This window comes from Arthrobacter sp. 05N33_2, from assembly GCF_056397425.1.
This window is the reverse complement of sequence record NZ_JBFTNJ010000006.1, coordinates 48457-68796: the sequence shown is the minus strand read 5'-3', so window position 1 is coordinate 68796 and position 20340 is coordinate 48457. Positions and strand designations below refer to the sequence as shown.

Annotated in this window: 15 protein-coding genes; 13 read left to right on the top strand and 2 right to left on the bottom strand. The window is 67.0% G+C overall.

Annotated elements, in window-relative coordinates; genetic code table 11:
- Positions 1-27 precede the first annotated feature (27 nt).
- The 4 genes from AC1DHX_RS06120 to AC1DHX_RS06105 all read left to right on the top strand — a co-directional run bounded on the left by AC1DHX_RS06120 (position 28) and on the right by AC1DHX_RS06105 (position 5238).
- Entirely contained in the window at positions 28-462 is a 435-nt protein-coding gene (locus tag AC1DHX_RS06120; protein WP_476850299.1) for a hypothetical protein, read from the top strand.
- Positions 463-898: 436 nt separating this feature from the next.
- Entirely contained in the window at positions 899-1195 is a 297-nt protein-coding gene (gene groES / locus AC1DHX_RS06115; protein ID WP_028275747.1) for a co-chaperone GroES, read from the top strand.
- 81 nt (positions 1196-1276) lie between these two features.
- A complete protein-coding gene (gene groL, locus AC1DHX_RS06110; protein ID WP_018773736.1) occupies positions 1277-2887 on the top strand; it encodes a chaperonin GroEL in 1611 nt (536 codons plus the stop codon).
- A gap of 269 nt (positions 2888-3156) precedes the next feature.
- Complete coding sequence (locus AC1DHX_RS06105) at positions 3157-5238, top strand: acyltransferase family protein (protein WP_290370252.1); 2082 nt, start codon at positions 3157-3159, stop codon at positions 5236-5238.
- Between the two features lie 139 nt (positions 5239-5377).
- On the opposite strand, the gene AC1DHX_RS06100 is transcribed toward AC1DHX_RS06105, so the two are convergent.
- The gene (locus tag AC1DHX_RS06100) at positions 5378-6259 is read right to left on the bottom strand and encodes a DUF389 domain-containing protein (protein ID WP_476858957.1); all 882 of its coding nucleotides are present in this window, start codon (positions 6257-6259) and stop codon (positions 5378-5380) included.
- A 267-nt stretch (positions 6260-6526) separates the two neighbouring features.
- On the opposite strand from AC1DHX_RS06100, the gene AC1DHX_RS06095 reads away from it, so the two are divergent.
- The 3 genes from AC1DHX_RS06095 to AC1DHX_RS06085 all read left to right on the top strand — a co-directional run bounded on the left by AC1DHX_RS06095 (position 6527) and on the right by AC1DHX_RS06085 (position 12407).
- Complete coding sequence (locus AC1DHX_RS06095; protein WP_476858956.1) at positions 6527-8611, top strand: acyltransferase family protein; 2085 nt, start codon at positions 6527-6529, stop codon at positions 8609-8611.
- Positions 8612-8910: 299 nt separating this feature from the next.
- On the top strand, positions 8911-10422 hold the full coding sequence (guaB, locus tag AC1DHX_RS06090; protein ID WP_018773740.1) for an IMP dehydrogenase: 1512 nt from the start codon (positions 8911-8913) through the stop codon (positions 10420-10422).
- A 134-nt stretch (positions 10423-10556) separates the two neighbouring features.
- Positions 10557-12407, top strand: coding sequence for an ABC transporter ATP-binding protein (locus AC1DHX_RS06085; protein ID WP_028275742.1), 1851 nt, complete (start codon positions 10557-10559; stop codon positions 12405-12407).
- On the opposite strand, the gene AC1DHX_RS06080 is transcribed toward AC1DHX_RS06085, so the two are convergent.
- The gene (locus AC1DHX_RS06080; RefSeq protein ID WP_476858955.1) at positions 12394-13026 is read right to left on the bottom strand and encodes a hypothetical protein; all 633 of its coding nucleotides are present in this window, start codon (positions 13024-13026) and stop codon (positions 12394-12396) included. The two genes, AC1DHX_RS06085 and AC1DHX_RS06080, sit on opposite strands and share 14 nt — an antisense overlap.
- Before the next feature lie 54 nt (positions 13027-13080).
- On the opposite strand from AC1DHX_RS06080, the gene AC1DHX_RS06075 reads away from it, so the two are divergent.
- The 6 genes from AC1DHX_RS06075 to guaA all read left to right on the top strand — a co-directional run bounded on the left by AC1DHX_RS06075 (position 13081) and on the right by guaA (position 20041).
- A complete protein-coding gene (locus tag AC1DHX_RS06075; protein ID WP_230007196.1) occupies positions 13081-14217 on the top strand; it encodes a GuaB3 family IMP dehydrogenase-related protein in 1137 nt (378 codons plus the stop codon).
- A gap of 92 nt (positions 14218-14309) precedes the next feature.
- Positions 14310-16061: a glycerol-3-phosphate dehydrogenase/oxidase gene (locus AC1DHX_RS06070; RefSeq protein WP_028275740.1), complete on the top strand. Its 1752-nt coding sequence runs from the start codon at positions 14310-14312 to the stop codon at positions 16059-16061.
- A gap of 89 nt (positions 16062-16150) precedes the next feature.
- Positions 16151-16639 carry a PTS sugar transporter subunit IIA gene (locus AC1DHX_RS06065; RefSeq protein WP_028275739.1) on the top strand — a complete coding sequence of 163 codons (489 nt, stop codon included), beginning with the start codon at positions 16151-16153 and terminating at the stop codon, positions 16637-16639.
- 169 nt (positions 16640-16808) lie between these two features.
- Positions 16809-17771: an SURF1 family protein gene (locus tag AC1DHX_RS06060; protein WP_476858954.1), complete on the top strand. Its 963-nt coding sequence runs from the start codon at positions 16809-16811 to the stop codon at positions 17769-17771.
- Complete coding sequence (locus tag AC1DHX_RS06055; RefSeq protein ID WP_028275738.1) at positions 17768-18277, top strand: DUF3817 domain-containing protein; 510 nt, start codon at positions 17768-17770, stop codon at positions 18275-18277. Before AC1DHX_RS06060 ends, AC1DHX_RS06055 begins: the two co-directional genes overlap by 4 nt.
- A gap of 174 nt (positions 18278-18451) precedes the next feature.
- Complete coding sequence (gene guaA / locus AC1DHX_RS06050) at positions 18452-20041, top strand: glutamine-hydrolyzing GMP synthase (protein ID WP_079550220.1); 1590 nt, start codon at positions 18452-18454, stop codon at positions 20039-20041.
- Positions 20042-20340 lie beyond the last annotated feature (299 nt).

Below are 20340 nucleotides of genomic sequence, written 5' to 3'. Positions count from 1 at the left end.
CGGACGGCGGGGGCTAGGCTTGATGGCATGGAAGACAGCGGCACAGGCGACAGCATCTCAGCGGACACGGCCGGGCAGGACACGGCCGGCGACGACGACGCCAGGCAGGAGCGCCGGCGGCCGCAGGGACTGGCCCGCTACGCAAAACCGGCGCTGATCGCCGGCGCGGTGATCGCCGTCGTGTCCGTCGCACTTTTGGTGATTATCTTCTTCCTCGATTCCTTCAACGCCACCGTGTATTCCGTCGGCGGCAAGAACGTCCAGGACGCCACGGACGAGGCCCGGGCCATCCGCGAGACGTATGCCGCGGCCCGGCTCGGCGGCATCATCTTCCTCGTCGCCGGCATTCTGCTGGCCGCCGCCGGCGCCGTGCTGTCGTTCCGGCACCGGAATGACGAAGGCCAGAACACGGACGAAGACGACGGCGAGGACGTGGACTTCGACGACCTCGCAGACCAGTAGCCATCGAGTAGGCGCGCGAATAGACGCCGCTGGTGGGCGCGCACCGCACCGCCAAACGGCCAACGGCCACGGGCCAGGGGACATGCCCAGCCTCCTGCGCCACGGATGGGCATGTCCTCCCGGGCAGCCCGGACCCGTAGGGCATGTCCATCGCTCAGCGCGGGCACAGAGCATGATGCCCAAGTGTCCTCTGGCCGCAGGCAAAAATGGGCATGTCCCCTAGGGGGAAATGTTCACCCGGAACGAATTTCTGGCACTCGCCTTGACCGAGTGCTAACCATTTACATAGAGTCGTCATTAGCACTCTCCCTAGGAGGGTGCTAACACATGAAGCGCGTTCCGCCAGGCACGCTGCCGGCACCGCGACGACGGTCTGTGCGCCTTGGCATCACCGCTTCATAGTCCACGAATTTGCTGACGAAAAGGAGAGGTCCGAGTGTCGGTCTCTATTAAGCCTCTTGAGGATCGTATTGTTGTCCGCCCGCTCGAAGCCGAGCAGACCACGGCTTCCGGCCTGGTTATCCCGGACTCCGCGCAGGAGAAGCCGCAGGAAGGCGAAGTTGTTGCAGTAGGCCCCGGCCGCTTCGATGACAACGGCAACCGCGTTCCCGTTGACGTTGCCGTTGGCGACGTCGTCATCTACTCCAAGTACGGTGGAACCGAAGTCAAGACCGGCGGCACCGAGTACCTCGTGCTCTCCGCCCGCGACGTTCTGGCGATCGTCGTAAAGTAACTCTCTTGGACCCCCGCGCAGCCGATCCTTTCGCATTGAATGGATCAGTTGCGCGGGGTTCTGTCTTGAAAGGACAAAACCATGGCAAAGCAGCTTGCGTTTAACGACGCTGCCCGCCGGTCGCTTGAAGCCGGCATCGATAAGCTCGCCAACACCGTCAAGGTCACGCTGGGTCCGCGCGGCCGCAACGTCGTACTGGACAAGAAGTGGGGCGCCCCCACGATCACCAACGATGGTGTGACCATCGCCCGTGAAATCGAGCTGGATGACCCCTACGAGAACCTTGGCGCGCAGCTTGCCAAGGAGGTCGCCACCAAGACCAACGATGTTGCCGGCGACGGCACCACCACCGCCACCGTCCTGGCCCAGGCCCTGGTCAAGGAAGGCCTGCGCAACGTAGCGGCAGGCGCCGCGCCGGGCGAAATCAAGCGCGGCATCGAGGTTTCGGTCGAGGCCGTCGCCGCCCGCCTGCTGGAGAACGCCCGCCCGGTTGAAGGCACGCAGGTTGCCAACGTTGCCGCAATCTCCGCCCAGAGCGACGAGGTCGGCGAGCTGCTGGCCGAGGCGTTCGGCAAGGTCGGCAAGGATGGTGTGATCACCATCGAGGAGTCCTCCACCACGCAGACCGAGCTGGTACTGACCGAGGGCATGCAGTTCGACAAGGGCTACCTGTCCCCGTACTTCGTCACCGACGCGGAACGCCAGGAGGCCGTCCTCGAGGACGCCCTGATCCTGATCAACCAGGGCAAGATCTCCTCAGTGCAGGATTTCCTGCCGCTGCTGGAAAAGGCGCTGCAGAGCTCCAAGCCGCTCTTCATCATCGCCGAAGACGTCGAGGGCGAGGCCCTGTCCACGCTGATCGTCAACCGCATCCGCGGCACGCTGAACGTCGTCGCCGTCAAGGCGCCGGGCTTCGGTGACCGCCGCAAGGCCATGCTGCAGGACATCGCGACCCTCACCGGTGCGCAGGTTGTCTCCGCGGAGCTGGGCCTGAGCCTGGACACCGTTGGCCTCGAGGTGCTCGGCACCGCACGCCGCATCACGATCACCAAGGACAACACCACGATCGTCGACGGCGCCGGTTCGGCCGAGGACGTCGCCGCCCGTGTTGCCCAGCTGCGCGCCGAGCTGACCCGCACCGATTCGGACTGGGACAAGGAAAAGCTGCAGGAACGCCTGGCCAAGCTGGCCGGCGGCATCGGCGTGATCAAGGTCGGCGCCGCCACCGAGGTTGAGCTGAAGGAAAAGAAGCACCGCATCGAGGACGCCGTGTCCTCTACCCGCGCTGCCCTCGAAGAAGGCATCGTGGCCGGCGGCGGCTCCGCCCTCATCCACGCGCTGAAGGCGCTCGACGAGGACGCGGCCGTCCAGGCCCTCGAAGGTGACGCGGCTGCGGCCGTCGGCATCGTCCGCCGCGCCCTGGTCCAGCCGCTGCGCTGGATCGCCCAGAACGCCGGCTTCGACGGCTATGTCGTGGCTGCCAAGGTCGCCGAATCCGCCGTGAACCAGGGCTTCAACGCCAAGTCCGGCGAATACGAAGACCTGATCGCCGCTGGCGTGATCGACCCCGTGAAGGTGACGCGTGCGGCTCTGCGCAACGCGGCCTCCATCGCGGCACTGGTCCTCACCACGGAAACCCTCGTGGTGGAGAAGCCGGCTGACGAAGACGAGCACGCAGGGCACAAGCACTAGGCTCTGCCCGCAGGGGGGACGGTCCGGCATCTGCCGGGCCGTCCCTTTTTCTGTCGAGTCTCTGCTGCCGTCCTGCCGTGTTCGTGGCCGCAAGTTGCCGTGATTCTGGCAGAGTTAACCCGTCAGGTGCCGCTCCAGCGTCCCGGGTTCACTGGAAACTCCCACGTTGGCATGCCTCAATGGGGTTCAGTGGCCGCCGTGACGATTGGCCATCAAAATTACGGTTTGGTAACATGGAGGCTTTGGTTATCTGGTTGAGGGGTAGTTCTATGACACAGCAAGGAACCTTGCCCCGGCCTGCCCGGCACATTGCCGCGACGGGGCACGATCCCGCAGCCAAGTCTGGCCGAAAATCCACCTTCAGGCCCGAAATCCAGGGACTCCGGTCCCTCGCTGTGCTGATGGTCATGACCTATCACATCTGGCTGGGCCGGGTTTCCGGCGGCGTGGACGTCTTCCTGCTGATCTCGGCCTTCCTTATGACGCTGCAGTTCGTGGGCCGGTACGAGCAGGGCCGGTCCATGGCCCTCATCAAACACTGGCTGCACCTTTTCCGGCGCCTCGTCCCTGCCGCCGTCACCGTCCTGGTGGCCATCCTTGCCGCAACTGTCCTCTTCCTGCCCCGGACCCGGTGGATGGAAATCATCAACCAGGGCTGGGCCTCCCTGGGCTATGCCGAGAACTGGCTCCTGCAGACCCAGGCGACAAACTACTACGCCGCGGATCACAGCCAGGCCAGTCCCTTCCAGCATTTCTGGTCCCTTTCGATCCAGGGCCAGGTCTTTATCCTGTGGCCGCTCATTTTTGTGGGGGCCGCGTTCGTCGCCAAGCGCTTCAGGCTCCGCTACCGTGTGCTGCTGTCCTACGTCTTCGCCGTGATCTTCGTTGTTTCGCTGCTCTACTCGATCGTCTTCACCCAGGCGAGCCAAACGGAGGCGTACTTCGACACCTGGGCCCGGCTGTGGGAGTTTGCCCTGGGCACGCTCGTGGCTTTGGCCCTTCCTGCCCTGCGGCTTCCGCGGGGCTGGCGGATCGGGCTTGGCTGGCTGGGCATTGTGGCCATGCTCAGCTGCGGCCTCCTGCTCAACGTCCAGGCTTCCTTTCCCGGGTTTGTGGCGCTCTGGCCCACCCTGGCGGCCGCCTGTGTCATCGCAGCCGGGCAGTCGGGCAGCAAGCTGGGCGTCGACCGGATCCTGAGTTCGAAGCCCTTGGTCCGGCTTGGCGACATTTCGTATGCCCTGTACCTGTGGCACTGGCCGGTTCTGGTCATCTCCCTTGCCGTGATGCACAGGGAAAAAGCGGGTCTGATCACAGGCGCCGTCATCGTCACTGTTTCGCTGGTGCTCGCCTACCTCACCACCCGCTTTATTGAGAAGCCCTGGCGTGAGTGGCAGTGGCCGGAGGTGCGGCGGCGCCGCGCCCTCGTTGCCATCGCCGTGGCCGTGGTCACCGCCGCCGTGCCGCTGGCGGGGATTCAGATCCAGCAGCACCTCGAAAGCGAAGCAGTCCTGGCCCAAGCCCCGAAGAACAACCCGGGCGCCTTGGCGCTGACGCCGGGCTTTGTGGACCAGGCCGACGCCAACGCCGTCCTGCTCCCCACCCCGCAGACGCTGCCGCAGGACTGGGCCAGCCTCCCTAACTCGTGCTCCGGTGACCTGCAGCCACAGGACCCGGTCCTTCAGAAGGACTGCTTCCAGAACAATCAATCCGACACCGGAGCGAAAAAGGTCCTCGTGATCGGGGATTCCCACGCACAGCAATGGCTGGGCTCGATTGCTCCCCTCAGCGATGAGAAGGGCTGGCGGCTCTACGCCATGCTCAAGGGTGCCTGCAAGCCCAACATCGCGCCGCAGCACGTCTCGGCGGATTGCGACAATTTCAATGCGGCCGTCGCATCGGAAGTGAAGAACAACCCGCCGGACGCCATTATCATCGTGGGCACGGAGGCGGCTCCGTCGTCGCCACAGGAGACCGTGATCCCGGGCTTCGAAGCCACCGCGAAGGCTTGGACGGACGAGGGCATCAAGGTCGTGGCCCTCCGGGACAATCCGCGTTTTACCTTCAACATGGCAGAGTGCGTAGCGACGAAGGGTGCCGGCGCGCCGGACTGCAGGCCGCGCGAGCAGGGCATGCTTGCGGCAACGAATCCCTTGGCCGCGCTGGATGGCAAGGTGCCGGGCGTCGCGTTCGTTGACATGACTGACCTGATCTGCAATGGCACGGAATGCCCGGGCGCGGTCGGCAACACCTACGTCTACCTGGACGACAACCACCTCAGCCGGAGCTATGCGGCCAGCATGGCCCCCATGTTCAGCCAGAGGCTCCTCGCCGCGACCGGATGGGGCCCCTAAGCTCCACGGTCCCCGGGCCTGCCGGCCGTAGTCCCCGCAGCTCCACGGTCCCCGGGCCCCTAAGCTCCACGGTCCCCGGGCCTGCCGGCTGTAGTCCCCAGGACTGCCGGCCGTCGTGGGCACCTGCGGCGTCCGTGGGTCAGTGCTGGGAGCGGTCCGCCCTGCGCCGCAGCTGGCGGGCGGCGTCCGGCGCCAGCCGCCTGGTCACCAGCCGGTAGAACAACAGGACGCCGACGGCGGCCACCACGATTCCGAGCAGGTTCAGGAACAGCTGCAGGGCGGAGCCGGCTGCCTTCTGGTACTCGCCCAGGACCAGTGCCACGGCCACGAACCCGGCTGCCGGCACCGTCGTGACGGAGATGAACACCCCGATCAGCGCCGCCGAGCGCCGGCTGATGACCGACAGCATCCCGGCTGTCCCGGCGAGGACGGCGACGATCAGGGAATAAGGGCCGGGGTGGTAGATGAATTCGACTGCTGAACCGTGGTCCAGCGCGTCCGCGGGGAACAGCCCGAGTGGCACGGAGAGCCACGCGGTCAGCGCGGCGGCCAGCATCGCGACGGGAAAACCGACGCCGAGGGCCAGCGCCGCGTCACGTCCGAGCCGCCGCTGGCGCCGGACCAGGGCTACGGCCAGGGCAGCCAGCGGGCCGAACTCCGGGCCCACGGCCATGGCGCCGACGATCGCAATGGTGGAGTCCGTCACGATGCCGATGGCCGCCAGCTGGGTCGCCAGGACCAGGAACGCCAGGAAACTCCACGTCAGGCGCGAATCCTCGCCGGTCTGCCGCGACACCTCGTCCCAGATCACGGCGTCCGCGCCCTCACCTGGAGCCTCCGCCTCCGCCCTGTCGGCGCGGTCCGAGAGCACAAGGTCCGGTGCGATGACCGTAATCGATCCCCGTTGCTGGACGTCGAGGGCGTGCAGCTTCTCCACGAGCCCCTCCACGGATTCCCGGGCCAGCAGAACCTCGATGACGTCCCCGGGCGGCGTGACGGAAGAGGCCTTCGCGAGCGCCACTTCCGAGACGCCGACGTGGTTTGTACAACTTTCGAGAACAACTCCGGACAATTCACCCGGAACACAAATGCGCACCTGCACGATCACGTGGCGGCCTCCTCAGACTCCTACCAGCCTAGCTTCCGCCCCGCGGCCGACGGCGCCGCCGCCCCCCTGGGTGCGCCGCCGGCCAGGCGTGTGAAGGACACCGCCGGGCCCGTGTGATTGGCAAAGAAAATTACGTTTCGGTAACATTGATGTTTTGGAAACCGGCCTGAAGGGATCTTTGTGTCGAACGAGCGAACCACCGTCACCCCGCCACGGGCGGATGCAGGTTCTCCGGCGACCCGAAAAACAAGCTACCGCCCCGAAGTCCAGGGCCTTCGCGCCCTCGCGGTCCTCATGGTGGTCACGTACCACGTGTGGCTGGGCCGGGTCTCCGGCGGCGTGGACATCTTCCTCCTCATTTCAGCCTTCCTGATGACACTCAGCTTCACGCGGAAAGTCGAAAGCGGCGTGCCGCTGCGGCTGCTCAGCCACTGGCTGCATCTGCTCAAGCGCCTGCTGCCCGCCGTCGTCGTGGTGGTTCTCGGCGTCCTCGCCGGCACCTGGGCCATCCTGCCGCAAAGCCGCTGGCCCGACGTCCTTGAACAGGCCTGGGCCTCCCTGCTGTACCGGCAGAACTGGCTCCTGGCGGACAGCGCCGTGGACTACTACGCCCAGGACCATTCGGGTGCGAGCCCGCTCCAGCACTTCTGGTCACTCTCGATCCAGGGCCAGGTGTTCGTGCTCTGGCCGCTCGTCTTTGCCGGCACCGCACTTCTTTCCCGCCTGCTCCGCCGCCGGACCCGCCAGGACCACGTCCTGCTGCGTTACCGCTCCCTGCTGGCCGCGGCCTTCGGCGCCATCTTCGCGGTGTCCCTGGCCTACTCGATCCAGCAGACCGCAACGAACCAGGCCCACGCCTACTTCGACACCGGAGCCCGGCTCTGGGAGTTCGCGCTCGGCTCGCTCCTGGCCCTCGCCCTGCCGTACCTGAAACCGGGCAGGGTCCTGCGCGTCGTGCTCGGCTGGGGCGGCCTCGTGGCCATGCTCTCCTGCGGGCTCCTGCTGACCGTGGACCGTTCGTTCCCCGGATTCATCGCGCTGTGGCCCACGCTGGCCGCCGCGGCGATCATCACCGCCGGTCAAAGCGGCAGCCGCTTCGGGGTTGACCGCTTCCTGACCTGGAAACCCCTGGTGGCGCTGGGGGATAACTCCTATGCGCTCTATCTCTGGCACTGGCCGCTGCTGGTCCTGGCCCTCGCCGGGGCGGGCATCACGGCGCCCAACCTGTTCCAGGGGCTGTGCATCGTTGCCGCGTCCCTCGTCCTGGCCGTGCTCACCACCCGTTTCGTCGAGAAGCCCCTGCGCGAATGGCACTGGCCCAAGCGCCGCGCCTGGCGCACCGCCGTCGTGATTGCCGCCTGTGGTGCCCTGCTGGCGGGTCCCGTCGCCGTGTGGCAGAGCCAGCTCCTGGCCGACGAAGCCGAGGCGGCGTCCCAGCCCAAGGAACTGACTCCCGGCGCGGCCGCCCTGGCACCGGAAAACGCCGGCAAGCCCACGCCGGAAGCCAAGATCATCCCCGCGCCGGCGGCGATGAAGAACGAGTGGGCGGACATCGACGGGCTGTGCACGGACGCCAACGTCCCCAGCGACCCCCTGCTTCAGGGGTGCCTGCAGAACAACAAGCCGGACAAGGTCACCAAACGGATCGTGGTGCTAGGTGACTCCCATGCCCAGCAGTACATGGCGGCGCTGGGCCCCATCGCGAAAAGCCACGGCTGGGAAGTTGTCACGCTCCTTAAAGGCAACTGCCGCTTCGGCGGGGAGTCCCCGGAGCGGGACGCGGACTGCAACGCCTTCAACCGGGCCAGCGCGCAATACGTCCTGGACCACCGCCCCGACGCCGTTTTCACGGTTGCGTCCCTGACCCACAAGGAAGCGCCGTTCGAGACCGAAGTGCCTGAGTACCTGGCGGGCATCAAGCCCTTCACCGACGCCGGCATGGACGTGGTGGGCATCCGCGACAACCCCCGCTTCACCATCAATATGCCCGAGTGCGTCCAGAAGAACGGCCCGGATGCCTCGGAGTGCAACGTGCCGGAGCAGGAATCGCTCGCGGGGTCCTCGCCGCTGGACGCGTACCGCGGCCAGGTGCCCAGGCTGCACCTCATGGACATGAGCGATTTCATCTGCGCCAACGGAACATGCCCCGCGGTGGTCGGCAACGTGTACGTCTACAAGGACGACAACCACCTGACCAAGACGTACGTCCAGACCATGATCCCCATGTTCGAACGGCGGCTGCTCGCCGCGACCGGCTGGAAGTAGGCTGCTCGCCGCCACCGGCTGGAAGTAGTCCGACGCCGACCGGCCGGGGAGCAGCACCGGCCGGACGGGGGAGCCGGGGGAGCCGTCCGGCATGGGGCGGCTCACATTGAAACCGGACATTACCGCCCGGAATATGGCTATCGCCGCCAAGGTTCTACTATTTATTGAGGACTTCTGCACGAATCATCTGCACGAACCTTCTGCATGACCTTCTGCACAGGCCAGACCCGTAATGACGGGCTGGTCATCTGTTGCAACCCCTACCCGTGAACCCGTAACCCAAGGTAAGAGGCGCACTCATGACCCAGCCCGAACACGATCCCTTCGGCTTCATCGGCCTGACGTACGACGACGTCCTGCTCCTGCCCGGCCACACCGACGTGATCCCCTCGGAAGCGGACACGTCGTCCCGGATCTCCAAGCGCATCACGGTCCAGACCCCGCTGCTCTCCGCCGCGATGGACACCGTCACGGAGTCCCGGATGGCCATCGCCATGGCCCGCCAGGGCGGTCTCGGCGTCGTGCACCGCAACCTTTCGATCGCCGACCAGGCCGACCAGGTGGACCGGGTTAAGCGCAGCGAATCCGGCATGATCACCAACCCCCTGACCATCGGCCCCGAGGCCACGCTGGCCGAGCTGGACGAAATCTGCGCACGCTACCGCGTCTCCGGCCTGCCGGTCGTGGACGAGGGCAACAGGCTGCTGGGCATCGTCACGAACCGCGACACCCGCTTCGTGCCCGAATCCGACTTCCCGCTGCGGCTGGTCAGCGATGTCATGACCAAGATGCCGCTCGTGACCGGACACGTCGGCATCAGCCGCGAGGAAGCCTCGCACAAGCTGGCCACGAACAAGATCGAGAAGCTCCCGCTCGTTGACGAGCAGGGCCGGCTCAAGGGCCTGATCACCACGAAGGACTTCACCAAGGCCGAGCAGTACCCGCTCGCCACCAAGGACGACGAAGGCCGCCTGCGCGTCGGCGCGGCGATCGGCTTCTTCGGCGACGGCTGGGAACGCGCCATGGCGCTGATCGACGCCGGTGTGGATGCCCTCTTCGTGGACACCGCGAACGGCCACTCCCAGGGTGTGCTGGAAATGATCCGCCGGCTCAAGTCCGATCCCGTTGCCGCGCACGTGGACATCATCGGCGGCCAGGCCGCCACCCGCGAAGGCGCCCAGGCCCTGATCGACGCCGGTGCCGACGGCATCAAGGTCGGCGTCGGTCCCGGGTCCATCTGCACCACCCGTGTGGTGGCCGGCGTCGGCGTCCCGCAGATCACCGCCATTTACGAGTCGGCGAAGGCCGCCATCCCGGCCGGCGTGCCGCTGATCGCCGACGGCGGCCTGCAGTACTCCGGTGACATCGGCAAGGCGCTCGTCGCCGGCGCCGACACCGTGATGCTCGGCTCCCTCCTGGCCGGTTGCGACGAATCCCCGGGCGACCTGATTTTCGTCAACGGCAAGCAGTTCAAGAGCTACCGCGGCATGGGCTCCCTCGGCGCCATGCAGACCCGTGGCAAGAACACCTCCTACTCCAAGGACCGCTACTTCCAGGCCGACGTCTCCGGCGATGACAAGCTCATCCCGGAAGGCATCGAGGGCCGGGTCGCGTACCGCGGTCCGCTGTCGTCGGTGGCGTACCAGCTGGTCGGCGGGCTCCGCCAGACCATGTTCTACACCGGCGCACCGACCGTGGCGGAGCTGAAGGCGCGCGGCAAGTTCGTCCGCATCACCGCGGCCGGGCTCAAGGAGTCGCACCCCCACGACATCCAGATGACGGTCGAAGCCCCGAACTACGGGTCGCGCTAAAACCCGCCGCCCTTAACCCGGGTGAGCCCGCCGAAACCACAGTTTCGGCGGGCTCACCCGGTTTAAGGGCGCCCCGAATCCCGGCGGCAGTGCCGCTCACGCCCGGCTCCGGGTCCCGGAACTAGGCTGGAGGCATGTCCGAACTCCTGCCGGCACGCGCGCCCAAACGCAAGCTCGCGCTCAAGCCCTACGCCCGCGCCGTGGCACAAGTGCTGCGGGTGAGCTTCCGCGCCTCGCCCGCCGCCGTCGTCATGAAGGTCCTGGGCTCGCTGATCTCGGCACTGCTGCCGCTGGTCACGACGTACTTCGCCGCCCTGACCACCACGGCGCTGGCCGCCGCCTACGCGGGTGACGCCGACGCCGGCGCGCAGGCCGTCGTGTACGTCATCATCACCGCGGCACTCGGGCTCTTCTGGGGATCGTTCAGCAGCGTGGACCGCTACATCCAGCAGCTCATGAGTTTCCGGGTCGGCGCGATCGTCGGTGACCTGATGTACGAGCGCTTCCTGACCCTGGACTTCTGGCGCTACGACGACAAAGAGACCGTGGACCTGTACGACCGGGCGAAGCGTTTCTCCGACTCCTACGCCCGCGTCCTGGACCGGATCGCCGCCATTTTCACCCAGCTCGTCTCCGTGCTGCTGGCGATCGGCGCGCTGCTGCTGGTCAGCTGGTGGATCGCCGTGATCGTCCTGGTTGCGATCGTCCCCAGCGTCTACCTGCAGTTCAAGCTCTCCCGCGAACAGATCGCGCACTGGAACACCCAGGTCGATTCGCGCCGGCAGCGCAGGATGATCGAAACCAACCTCCTGCGGCCGCAGCACATCGCCGAGATGCGGCTTTACGGGATTGTCGGCTACCTGATGGGCCTGCGCTCCCGCCTGCGGGACGCCGATGAAAAGCGCCGGCTGGACTTCCAGAAGCGCTACATCCCCAAACAGCTCGCGGCCGATGCCCTGCAGTACGGCGCCGAGGTGGTCTCGCTGATCTGGGTGGTGGGCCAGATCATCGCCCGGGCCCAGCCGGTGGGGCAGTTCCTCTATGTCCAGCAGATTGTCAGCCGCGCCCTTTCGACCGCCAACAGCCTCGTCTCCTCACTGAGCTCAATCGATGAGGACCTGGCGAACCTCACGGACTACGAGCTCTTCATGGCCCTGCCCGTGCCGTCCGGCCACGCGCCGCCGCTGCTGCAGGCGCCGAAGACGGTGGAACTGCGGGACATCCGCTTCACGTACACCGGCAGCGAACTGGAGGTGATCCGCGGCATTTCGATGACCATCAGGCAGGGCCAGCACATCGCGATCGTGGGGGAGAACGGCGCCGGCAAGTCCACCCTGATCCGTATCCTGGCCGGGCTGTACCGTCCCGACTCCGGGCAGGTGATGCTCGACGGCGTGGACCTCGCCGCCGTCGACGTCACCTCCTGGCACCGGCACCTGGCGGTGCTCAGCCAGGAGTTCCTGAAGTATGAATTCGCCACCGCGGCGGAAAACATCTTCTTCGGCGACGTCGATTCGCCCCGCGACGACGGACGGGTCCGGCGCTCCGCCGCGGATGCCGAGGCCCTCGAATTCATCAACAAACTGCCCAACGGCCTGGACAACCACGTCAGCAACTGGATGGAGGACCCGCGCGGGCGGAAGGGCTCCGGCCTTTCCGGCGGGCAGTGGCAGCGGCTGGCGATGGCCCGGAACTTCTACCGCGGCGCATCGTTCATGGTGATGGACGAGCCGACGTCGGCCATCGACGCGCTGGCGGAACACCGGATCTTCACGCGGCTCTTCGCTGACCGCAGCAGCACCATCATCGCCATCAGCCACCGCCTGGCCACGATCGAGAAGGCCGATGTGGTCTACATGCTCGAGGAAGGCCGCATCGTGGAACAAGGCACCCACAGGGAACTTGTGGCGCGCCGCGGCCGGTACTTCCGGATGTTCGAGTCCCAGCTCACCGTCCCGGACACCGAGAACGTCAGCGGCGAGTAAGCGGAGCGCCCTCGATGGTCGTCCGCACCCGGGCCAGGCTGGGTTCGGGCGGGACGCTGCTGAAACCGAAGCTGACGGCGGGGCGGATGGCGGTGAGCGGGCCGGCGTCGGCGCCGCCCCAGCTGACGGTCGCGGAGTCGATGCGGTGCAGATCGGTGACCCCGTAGTATTCCCGCCGGCCGCCCTTGGCCGTGCCCGCAGTGCGCACGCCGGGGATGATTCTGCCCGCAATGGGGTTGACCGCACGCAGCCAGCGCGGATGCACCGCCAGAGCCCGGGGGACCAGCCGCGCCACGGCGCCCAGCCGGGTGCGGGACCCGAGCCGGGCGCGGATCCGCAGCGGCCCGGCGTCGACGGCGAGCTGCCCCGCCCCATGCTCTGATGCCAGGGGCACGATGCAGGTTTCGTCGAAGTTATAGACCGCGCTGATGAAGCCGGCGGCCTCGACGCTCGGTGCCAGCAGGATCCGGTGGCCGGAGGGCAGCTGGACCATCGCGTCGGTGAAGGACCCGAACGGGGACTGCGTCCACAGGCCCACCACCGCGCGCAGGCCCGATCCCGTGCCGAGTCCGGCAATGTGTCCGTCGAAGATCCAACGCTGTCCGTTACGCCAAAGCATGACGCCACAGTACGCCGAAGCGGCGCCCCGCGTCCGCTGGGATAACCTAGAGCAGTGACTTACGAGATTGAGATTGGCCGTGGCAAGCGTGGGCGTCGTGCCTACTCCCTGGATGACATTGCGATCGTCCCCAACCGGCGCACCCGTGACCCCAAGGACGTCTCCGTCTCCTGGCAGATCGATGCCTACAAGTTCGACATGCCGGTCATCGCGGCGCCGATGGATTCGGCCATGTCGCCGGAGACCGTCATCGCCTTGGGCCGCCTCGGCGGACTCGGTGTGCTCGACCTCGAAGGCCTGTGGACCCGGTACGAGAACCCGCAGTCCGTACTGGACGAAATCGCGGGCCTCGCTGACGAGACCAACAGCCCGGCCGTCACCCGGCGCATGCAGGAGCTCTACCAGGCGCCGATCCAGCCTGAGCTGATCACCTCCCGCCTCGCCGAGATCCGCGCCGCCGGCGTCACGGTGGCAGGCTCCCTGACCCCGCAGCGCACGCAGGAACACTACAAGACCGTGGTGGCCGCCGGCGTCGACATATTCGTCATCCGCGGGACCACTGTCTCGGCCGAGCACGTCTCCAAGGACCACGAGCCGCTAAACCTCAAGCAGTTCATCTACGAACTCGACGTCCCCGTGATCGTCGGCGGGGCGGCCGGCTACACCCCGGCCCTGCACCTGATGCGCACCGGCGCCGCCGGCGTGCTGGTCGGCTTCGGCGGCGGAGCCACCACCACCACCCGGCGCGCCCTGGGCATCCACTCGCCCATGGCCTCCGCGATCTCCGATGTCGCGGCGGCCCGCCGGGACTACATGGACGAGTCCGGCGGACGCTACGTCCATGTGATCGCCGACGGCGGCATGGGATCCTCCGGCGACATCGTCAAAGCCATCGCCATGGGCGCCGACGCCGTGATGCTGGGCAGCGCCCTGGCCCGCGCCGACGAAGCCCCCGGCAAGGGCTGGCACTGGGGCCAGGAAGCCCACCACCTCGAACTGCCCCGCGGCGACAGGGTCAACGTGGGAACGGTCGGGCCGCTCGAAGAGGTTCTGTTCGGGCCCGGCCACCACACCAACGGCACCTCCAACCTCGTCGGCGCGCTGCGCCGTTCAATGGCGACCACCGGCTACTCGGACCTGAAGGAATTCCAGCGCGTCGACGTCGTCGTCTCGCCGTACGCCGGCAACTGAAACCGCGCGCGGGCCGTTGAGGGCCCTGCCCATCCGGGAAACTTGGACGTAGTCTGGTGCCCTACGAGGTTTGATCCGGATGGAGGCGTGACATGAACAGTTTTCCCGGCGGTTCTGCCGAGGCCGGAGGTGCCCTCGGGCCAGCGGCTCGCGAGGCTTCAATCACTGTGCTCAGGGGCAGCACCGCCCCCGGCAAAGAGCTCGACATCCTGATCGTGGGCGGAGGCATCGTGGGTGCCGGCGCCGCCCTCGACGCCGTGACCCGCGGGCTCAGTGTGGGCATCGTCGAGGCGAACGACTGGGCTGCGGGGACGTCGTCGCGGTCCTCGAAGCTCATCCACGGTGGCCTCCGGTACCTCGAAATGCTCGACTTCGGCCTGGTCAAAGAGGCACTGCATGAGCGCGGCCTCATTCTCTCCGTCCTGGCGCCGCACCTGGCCCGGCCGGTCCCGTTCCTGTACCCGCTCCACAAACCGTTCCTGGAGCGGCCCTATGTCGGCGCCGGAATCGCCCTGTACGACGCGATGTCCATCACCGGCGGGCACAGCCGCGGCGTCCCCTTCCACAAGCACCTGTCCCGGCGAGGGACCCTGCGCGCCGCCCCCAGCCTCAAGGACGACGCCTTCGTCGGATCCATCCGCTACTACGACGGCCAGGTCGACGACGCCAAGTACGTCGCCAACCTCGTGCGGACCGCGGCGCACTACGGCGCCCACGCGGTCAACCAGATGTCGGTTGTGGACTTCGTGCGCGAGGGCGAGCGCGTGGTCGGCGCCAAGGTGGTCAATCACGAGGACGGCTCCAGCTTCAAAATCCGCGCCAAGCAGGTCATCAACGCCACCGGGGTCTGGACCGACGAGACCCAGGCCATGGTGACAGACCGCGGGCAGCTCAAGGTGCGGGCCTCCAAGGGCATCCACCTCGTGGTGCCCCGCGACCGGATCCAGTCCACGGTGGGGCTGATCCTGCGGACCGAGAAATCCGTGCTCTTCGTCATCCCCTGGGGCAGGCACTGGATCATCGGGACCACTGACACCGACTGGCACCTCGACAAGGCCCACCCCGCGGCCTCCAGCAAGGACATCGACTACCTGCTCGAGCACGTCAACAAGGTCCTCAAGCGCCCGCTGACCCGCGAGGACGTCGAGGGCGTCTACGCGGGGCTGCGGCCGCTGCTGGCCGGGGAAAGCGATTCCACCGCGAAGCTCTCCCGCGAACACGTGGTGGCCCACCCCGTGCCGGGTCTCGTGGTGGTGGCGGGCGGTAAATGGACCACCTACCGGGTCATGGCCAAGGACGCCGTCGACGAGGCGACGCGCAGCATGGACGAGCGTGTCCCGGCCAGCTGCACGGAATCCGTCCCGTTGCTGGGGGCGAGCGGTTTCAAGGCCGCGTGGAACCAGCGGAACCGGATGGCGGAGGAGACCGGCGTCCACGTTGCCCGGATCGAACACCTCCTCAACCGCTACGGTGCCATGACGCCGGAGGTGCTGGCGCTCATCGCCGACAGCCCGGAACTGGCCGAACCGTTGCCGGGTGCTGACGACTACCTGGCCGCCGAAGCCGTCTACGCGGCCACGCACGAGGGCGCCCGGCACGTCCAGGACGTCCTGACCCGCCGCACCCGGATTTCGATTGAAGCGTGGGACCGCGGTGTGTCCGCCGCTCCGGTAGTCGCTAAACTAATGGGAGACGTTCTCGGCTGGAGTGATGCGCAGCGCGAGGGCGAAATCAAGCACTATCTGGCCCGGGTTGATGCCGAGCGCCTGAGCCAACAGCAGCCGGACGACGAATCCGCCGATGCCGCACGGCTGGGCGTGGAGGACATCGTGCCCCTGCGCTAAGACTCAGCGCCGGCCGGCAGTGCAGGATTGCAACGCTAGTCATTGGACTGCCGGCCGGCGTCACTGACGCCACTTCGAAGGGACATCTCTTGGCGGAACCACTGGACCGGTACGACGCCGAGCTCACCACACCCGAGATGGTGATCCTCGAAATGGATGCCACGGACAAGCTCGACGCCACTGCCCAGCTCGCTGAACGCATGCATGCTGCCGGACGAATCTCCGATCTCGAGGGCTTCCTCAAGCAGGTCAATGCCCGGGAGCACCAGCTCGCAACCGGCCTGCCCGGCGGTGTCGGCCTGCCGCACGCCCGCAGCGAGCTCGTGTCACAGACATCCATCGCGGTCGGCATCACGAAGTACGGCAGGGCGCTGGACTTCGGCGCGGCCGACGGCCCGGCCACAGTGATTCTGCTCATCGCCACCCCGGCGAGCTCCTTTTCCGATCACCTCGAAGTGCTCGCGACGCTGGCACGCTCACTGTCGAAAGAGTCCTTCCGCGAATCGCTCCGCCGCGCCTACGACGCCGAAGTGATCGCCGAACTGATCAATTCCAGCCTGGTGTTCTTCGACCACTGAGATTGGGGCAGGCCCTTTCGTGTCGACTCCGTCGCCACGCAGGGACCCGGCTGCCCCACTCTAGGGGCAGGCCCTATCGTGTCGACTCCGTCGCCACGCAGGGACCCGGCTGCCCCACTCTCGATGGCCCGTTTCGCTGTTCTACACAGGGACGAAGTACCTTTAAGGGGTGCTGAAAACTGCCCTCAAACCCCGCTGGATCGCAGGACTCGTGTTCGCGATCGCCATTTCCGGGGTCTTTGTGCTGCTCAGCCAGTGGCAATTCGGCCGTTCAACGCAGGCCGAAGTCCCGGTCTCCACCACAACGGAGCAAACGCGGCAGCTCACCTCGGTCCTGCAGCCGGGTGGTTTCTTCCCCGGATCCGTGGCTGACCAGATGGTCTCCGCCACCGGCAGCTACGACCCCCAGAAGCAGGTCCTCGTCCCCGGCCGGCTCAATGACGGTGCGAAGGGCTACTGGATCGTGTCGGCCTTCGCCGTCAAGGATGCCCCGGCCCTGAAAGGCGGCGGGGCCACACCGCAGACCTGGATTCCGGTCGCACGCGGATGGGTGGCGGATCCCGCGGATGCCGTGGCGCCGCCGTCGGGCACCATCGAACTGACCGGGCGGCTGTTGCCGTCCGAGTCCCCGCTGCCGCGGACGGATCCCGGACCCGGCCGCGCCAGCGCCGTCTCGGTTGCCGAACTCATCAACGACTGGAACGTCAGCAGCTACCCGGGCTTTGTCGCAGCGACCACCGAACTGGCCGGCGGCACCGACGTCGGGGCCGCGGCCGCAGGCGGCGACGTCAAACCCCTCCGGATCGGCCCGCAGCCGCCCGCGCAGCAGGTCAACTGGCTCAACCTCTTTTATTCCGTGGAATGGGTGGTCTTCGCCGGTTTCGCGTTGTTCATCTGGTGGCGGCTCGTCAAGGACGACTACCGCCGCGACCTCGAAGACGCGCTCGACGAGGAAACGGCCGGCGAAGAGCCCCCAACCGACCGCCACGCGGCCCACCACAACGCGGCCCACCACAACGCGGCCCACCACAACGCGGCCCACCACAACGCGGCCCACCACCAGGCGGCCCAAACGCCCACCGACTCCCATCCCACAGCCCCCCAACCCACAGACCCGAGAGTGCAATCATGATCGAGCCCCAGCCCGCCATCCAGCCGCAGTCCACCAACGGCACGGGGAAAGCCGGGAAGAAGCGCCGCTTCGGCGGCACCGAGGCCCAAATCCGGTCCGCCCTGAAGTTCTACAAGGTGCTCGCTTACCTGACGGGCACGATGCTGCTGCTGCTTTGCGCCGAACTGATCGCCCGGTACGGCTTCGGTCAGTACCTCTTCGCCGGCGGCACCAACGCCGTCACCGGCCAGCCGTTCGGCCTCGGATTCGCCGACGCCGAGCCGCCAGGGGTGATCGGGGGCGTCAACCTCTCCATCACGGTCCTGATCGTGCACGGCTGGATGTACGTCGTGTACCTGATTTCCAACTTCCGGCTGTGGTCGCTCATGCGCTGGCCGTTCACCAAGCTGGTGGTTATGGCCCTGGGTGGCGTCGTGCCGTTCCTGTCCTTCTTCGTCGAGAAGAAGTTCCACGCCGAGGTCGAGGCCGAACTCGCAGCAAACCCGCAGGCGCCCCAGCGGTACTGAACCCCTCCTGACCCGGCGCCCTTCCTGATCCGTCCCGATCAGTCCTTCCGGAACAGTGACACGACGCCGGCAGCCGCCGTCGGGCATGTGAGTTCGCTTACCTCGGCCCGCGATTCGGGCCCGCACCGGCTTCTCAATGTGCGGGCGGGCAGCGGCGCAAAGTAGGCTAGTGGGGTGACTACTCCCACTGCATCCCAGACGTCCCACAGGCCGGTTCTGGTTGTTGACTACGGTGCCCAGTACGCGCAGCTGATTGCCCGCCGCGTCCGGGAAGCGAATGTGTATTCGGAAGTGGTTCCGCATACGTACAGCACCGAGCAGCTGCTGGCCAAGAATCCCGCCGCGATCATCCTCTCGGGAGGGCCCTCGAGCGTCTACGCCGACGGCGCCCCCAGCGTCGGTGCCGACCTCTTCGAGGCCGGCGTCCCGGTCTTCGGCATCTGCTACGGCTTCCAGGCCATGGCCAACGCCCTCGGCGGCAAGGTGGCCCAGACGGGCCTGCGCGAATACGGCGCCACCGAGACCACCACCCTCGGCGAGGGCCGTTCCATCCTGGCCGGCATGCCCCAGCACCAGAGCACCTGGATGAGCCATGGCGACTCCGTCCACGAAGCCCCCGAGGGCTTTGAGGTCCTGGCGACTACGGCGGGCGCCGACGTCGCGGCGTTCGCCAATGAGGACAAGCGCCTCTACGGCGTCCAGTGGCACCCCGAGGTCAAGCACTCGGCCTACGGCCAGCAGGTCCTGGAAAACTTCCTCTTCAAGGGCGCCGGGCTGGAACCGAACTGGACCACCGGCAACATTCTGGAAGAACAGGTCCAGCGGATCCGTGACCAGATCGGCGACGCCCGGGTCATCTGCGGCCTCTCCGGCGGCGTCGACTCGGCTGTGGCCGCCGCCCTGGTACAGCGCGCCGTCGGCGACCAGCTGACCTGCGTCTTCGTGGACCACGGGCTGTTGCGCGAGGGCGAAGCCGAACAGGTCGAACGCGACTTCGTGGCCGCCACCGGCGTCAAGCTCTACGTCGCCAACGAGCAGGAGCGCTTCCTGAGCGCCCTTGCCGGCGTCAGCGATCCCGAGACCAAACGCAAGATCATCGGCCGCGAATTCATCCGCGCCTTCGAGGAAGCCGAACTGGCGATCATCGCCGAGGCAGCGGCGCACGGGGAGAAGATCAAGTTCCTCGTCCAGGGCACCCTGTACCCCGACGTCGTCGAATCCGGCGGCGGCGAGGGTGCGGCCAACATCAAGAGCCACCACAACGTGGGCGGGCTCCCCGAGGACCTGCAGTTTGAACTGGTTGAACCGCTGCGCGCCCTGTTCAAGGACGAGGTCCGCGCGGTCGGTGCCCAGCTCGGCCTGCCGCAGGAAATCGTCGGCCGCCAGCCCTTCCCCGGCCCGGGCCTCGGCATCCGGATTGTCGGCGATGTCACCAAGGAACGCCTGGACCTGCTCCGCAAGGCCGACGCGATCGCCCGCGCCGAGCTGACCGCGGCCGGACTGGATGACGAAGTGTGGCAGATGCCCGTGGTGCTGCTGGCGGACGTCCGCAGCGTGGGCGTCCAGGGCGACGGCCGCACTTACGGACACCCGATTGTCCTGCGCCCCGTGTCCTCCGAGGACGCCATGACCGCCGACTGGTCGCGGCTGCCCTACGATCTCCTGGCCCGGATTTCCAACCGGATCACCAACGAGGTGGAAGGCGTCAACCGCGTGGTGCTGGATGTGACCAGCAAGCCGCCGGGAACCATCGAGTGGGAATAGCAATCTGAGTGGCCGGCCTTTCGAGGCCGGCCATTTCATTTTGTTCCTGACAATGTTTCTGACAATTCAGCCTGAATTTCGCACCGCCCAGTGTTGCGGCCCCGCACCTGCGGGGGATTCGGGCTACCCTCGAAAGCATGCCGGTATGGTCCAAGGCGTCCCGCGCGAGCCTGGCAACCGCGACCACACAAGATGCGGCCAGGGAAAGCGCGGACGCAACACAGACGAGCGTTGATACGACGAACCCGCCAGAGTCGAGCCCGCCGCGGTCCGGCACAGAGAAGTCGAGCACAGAAAAG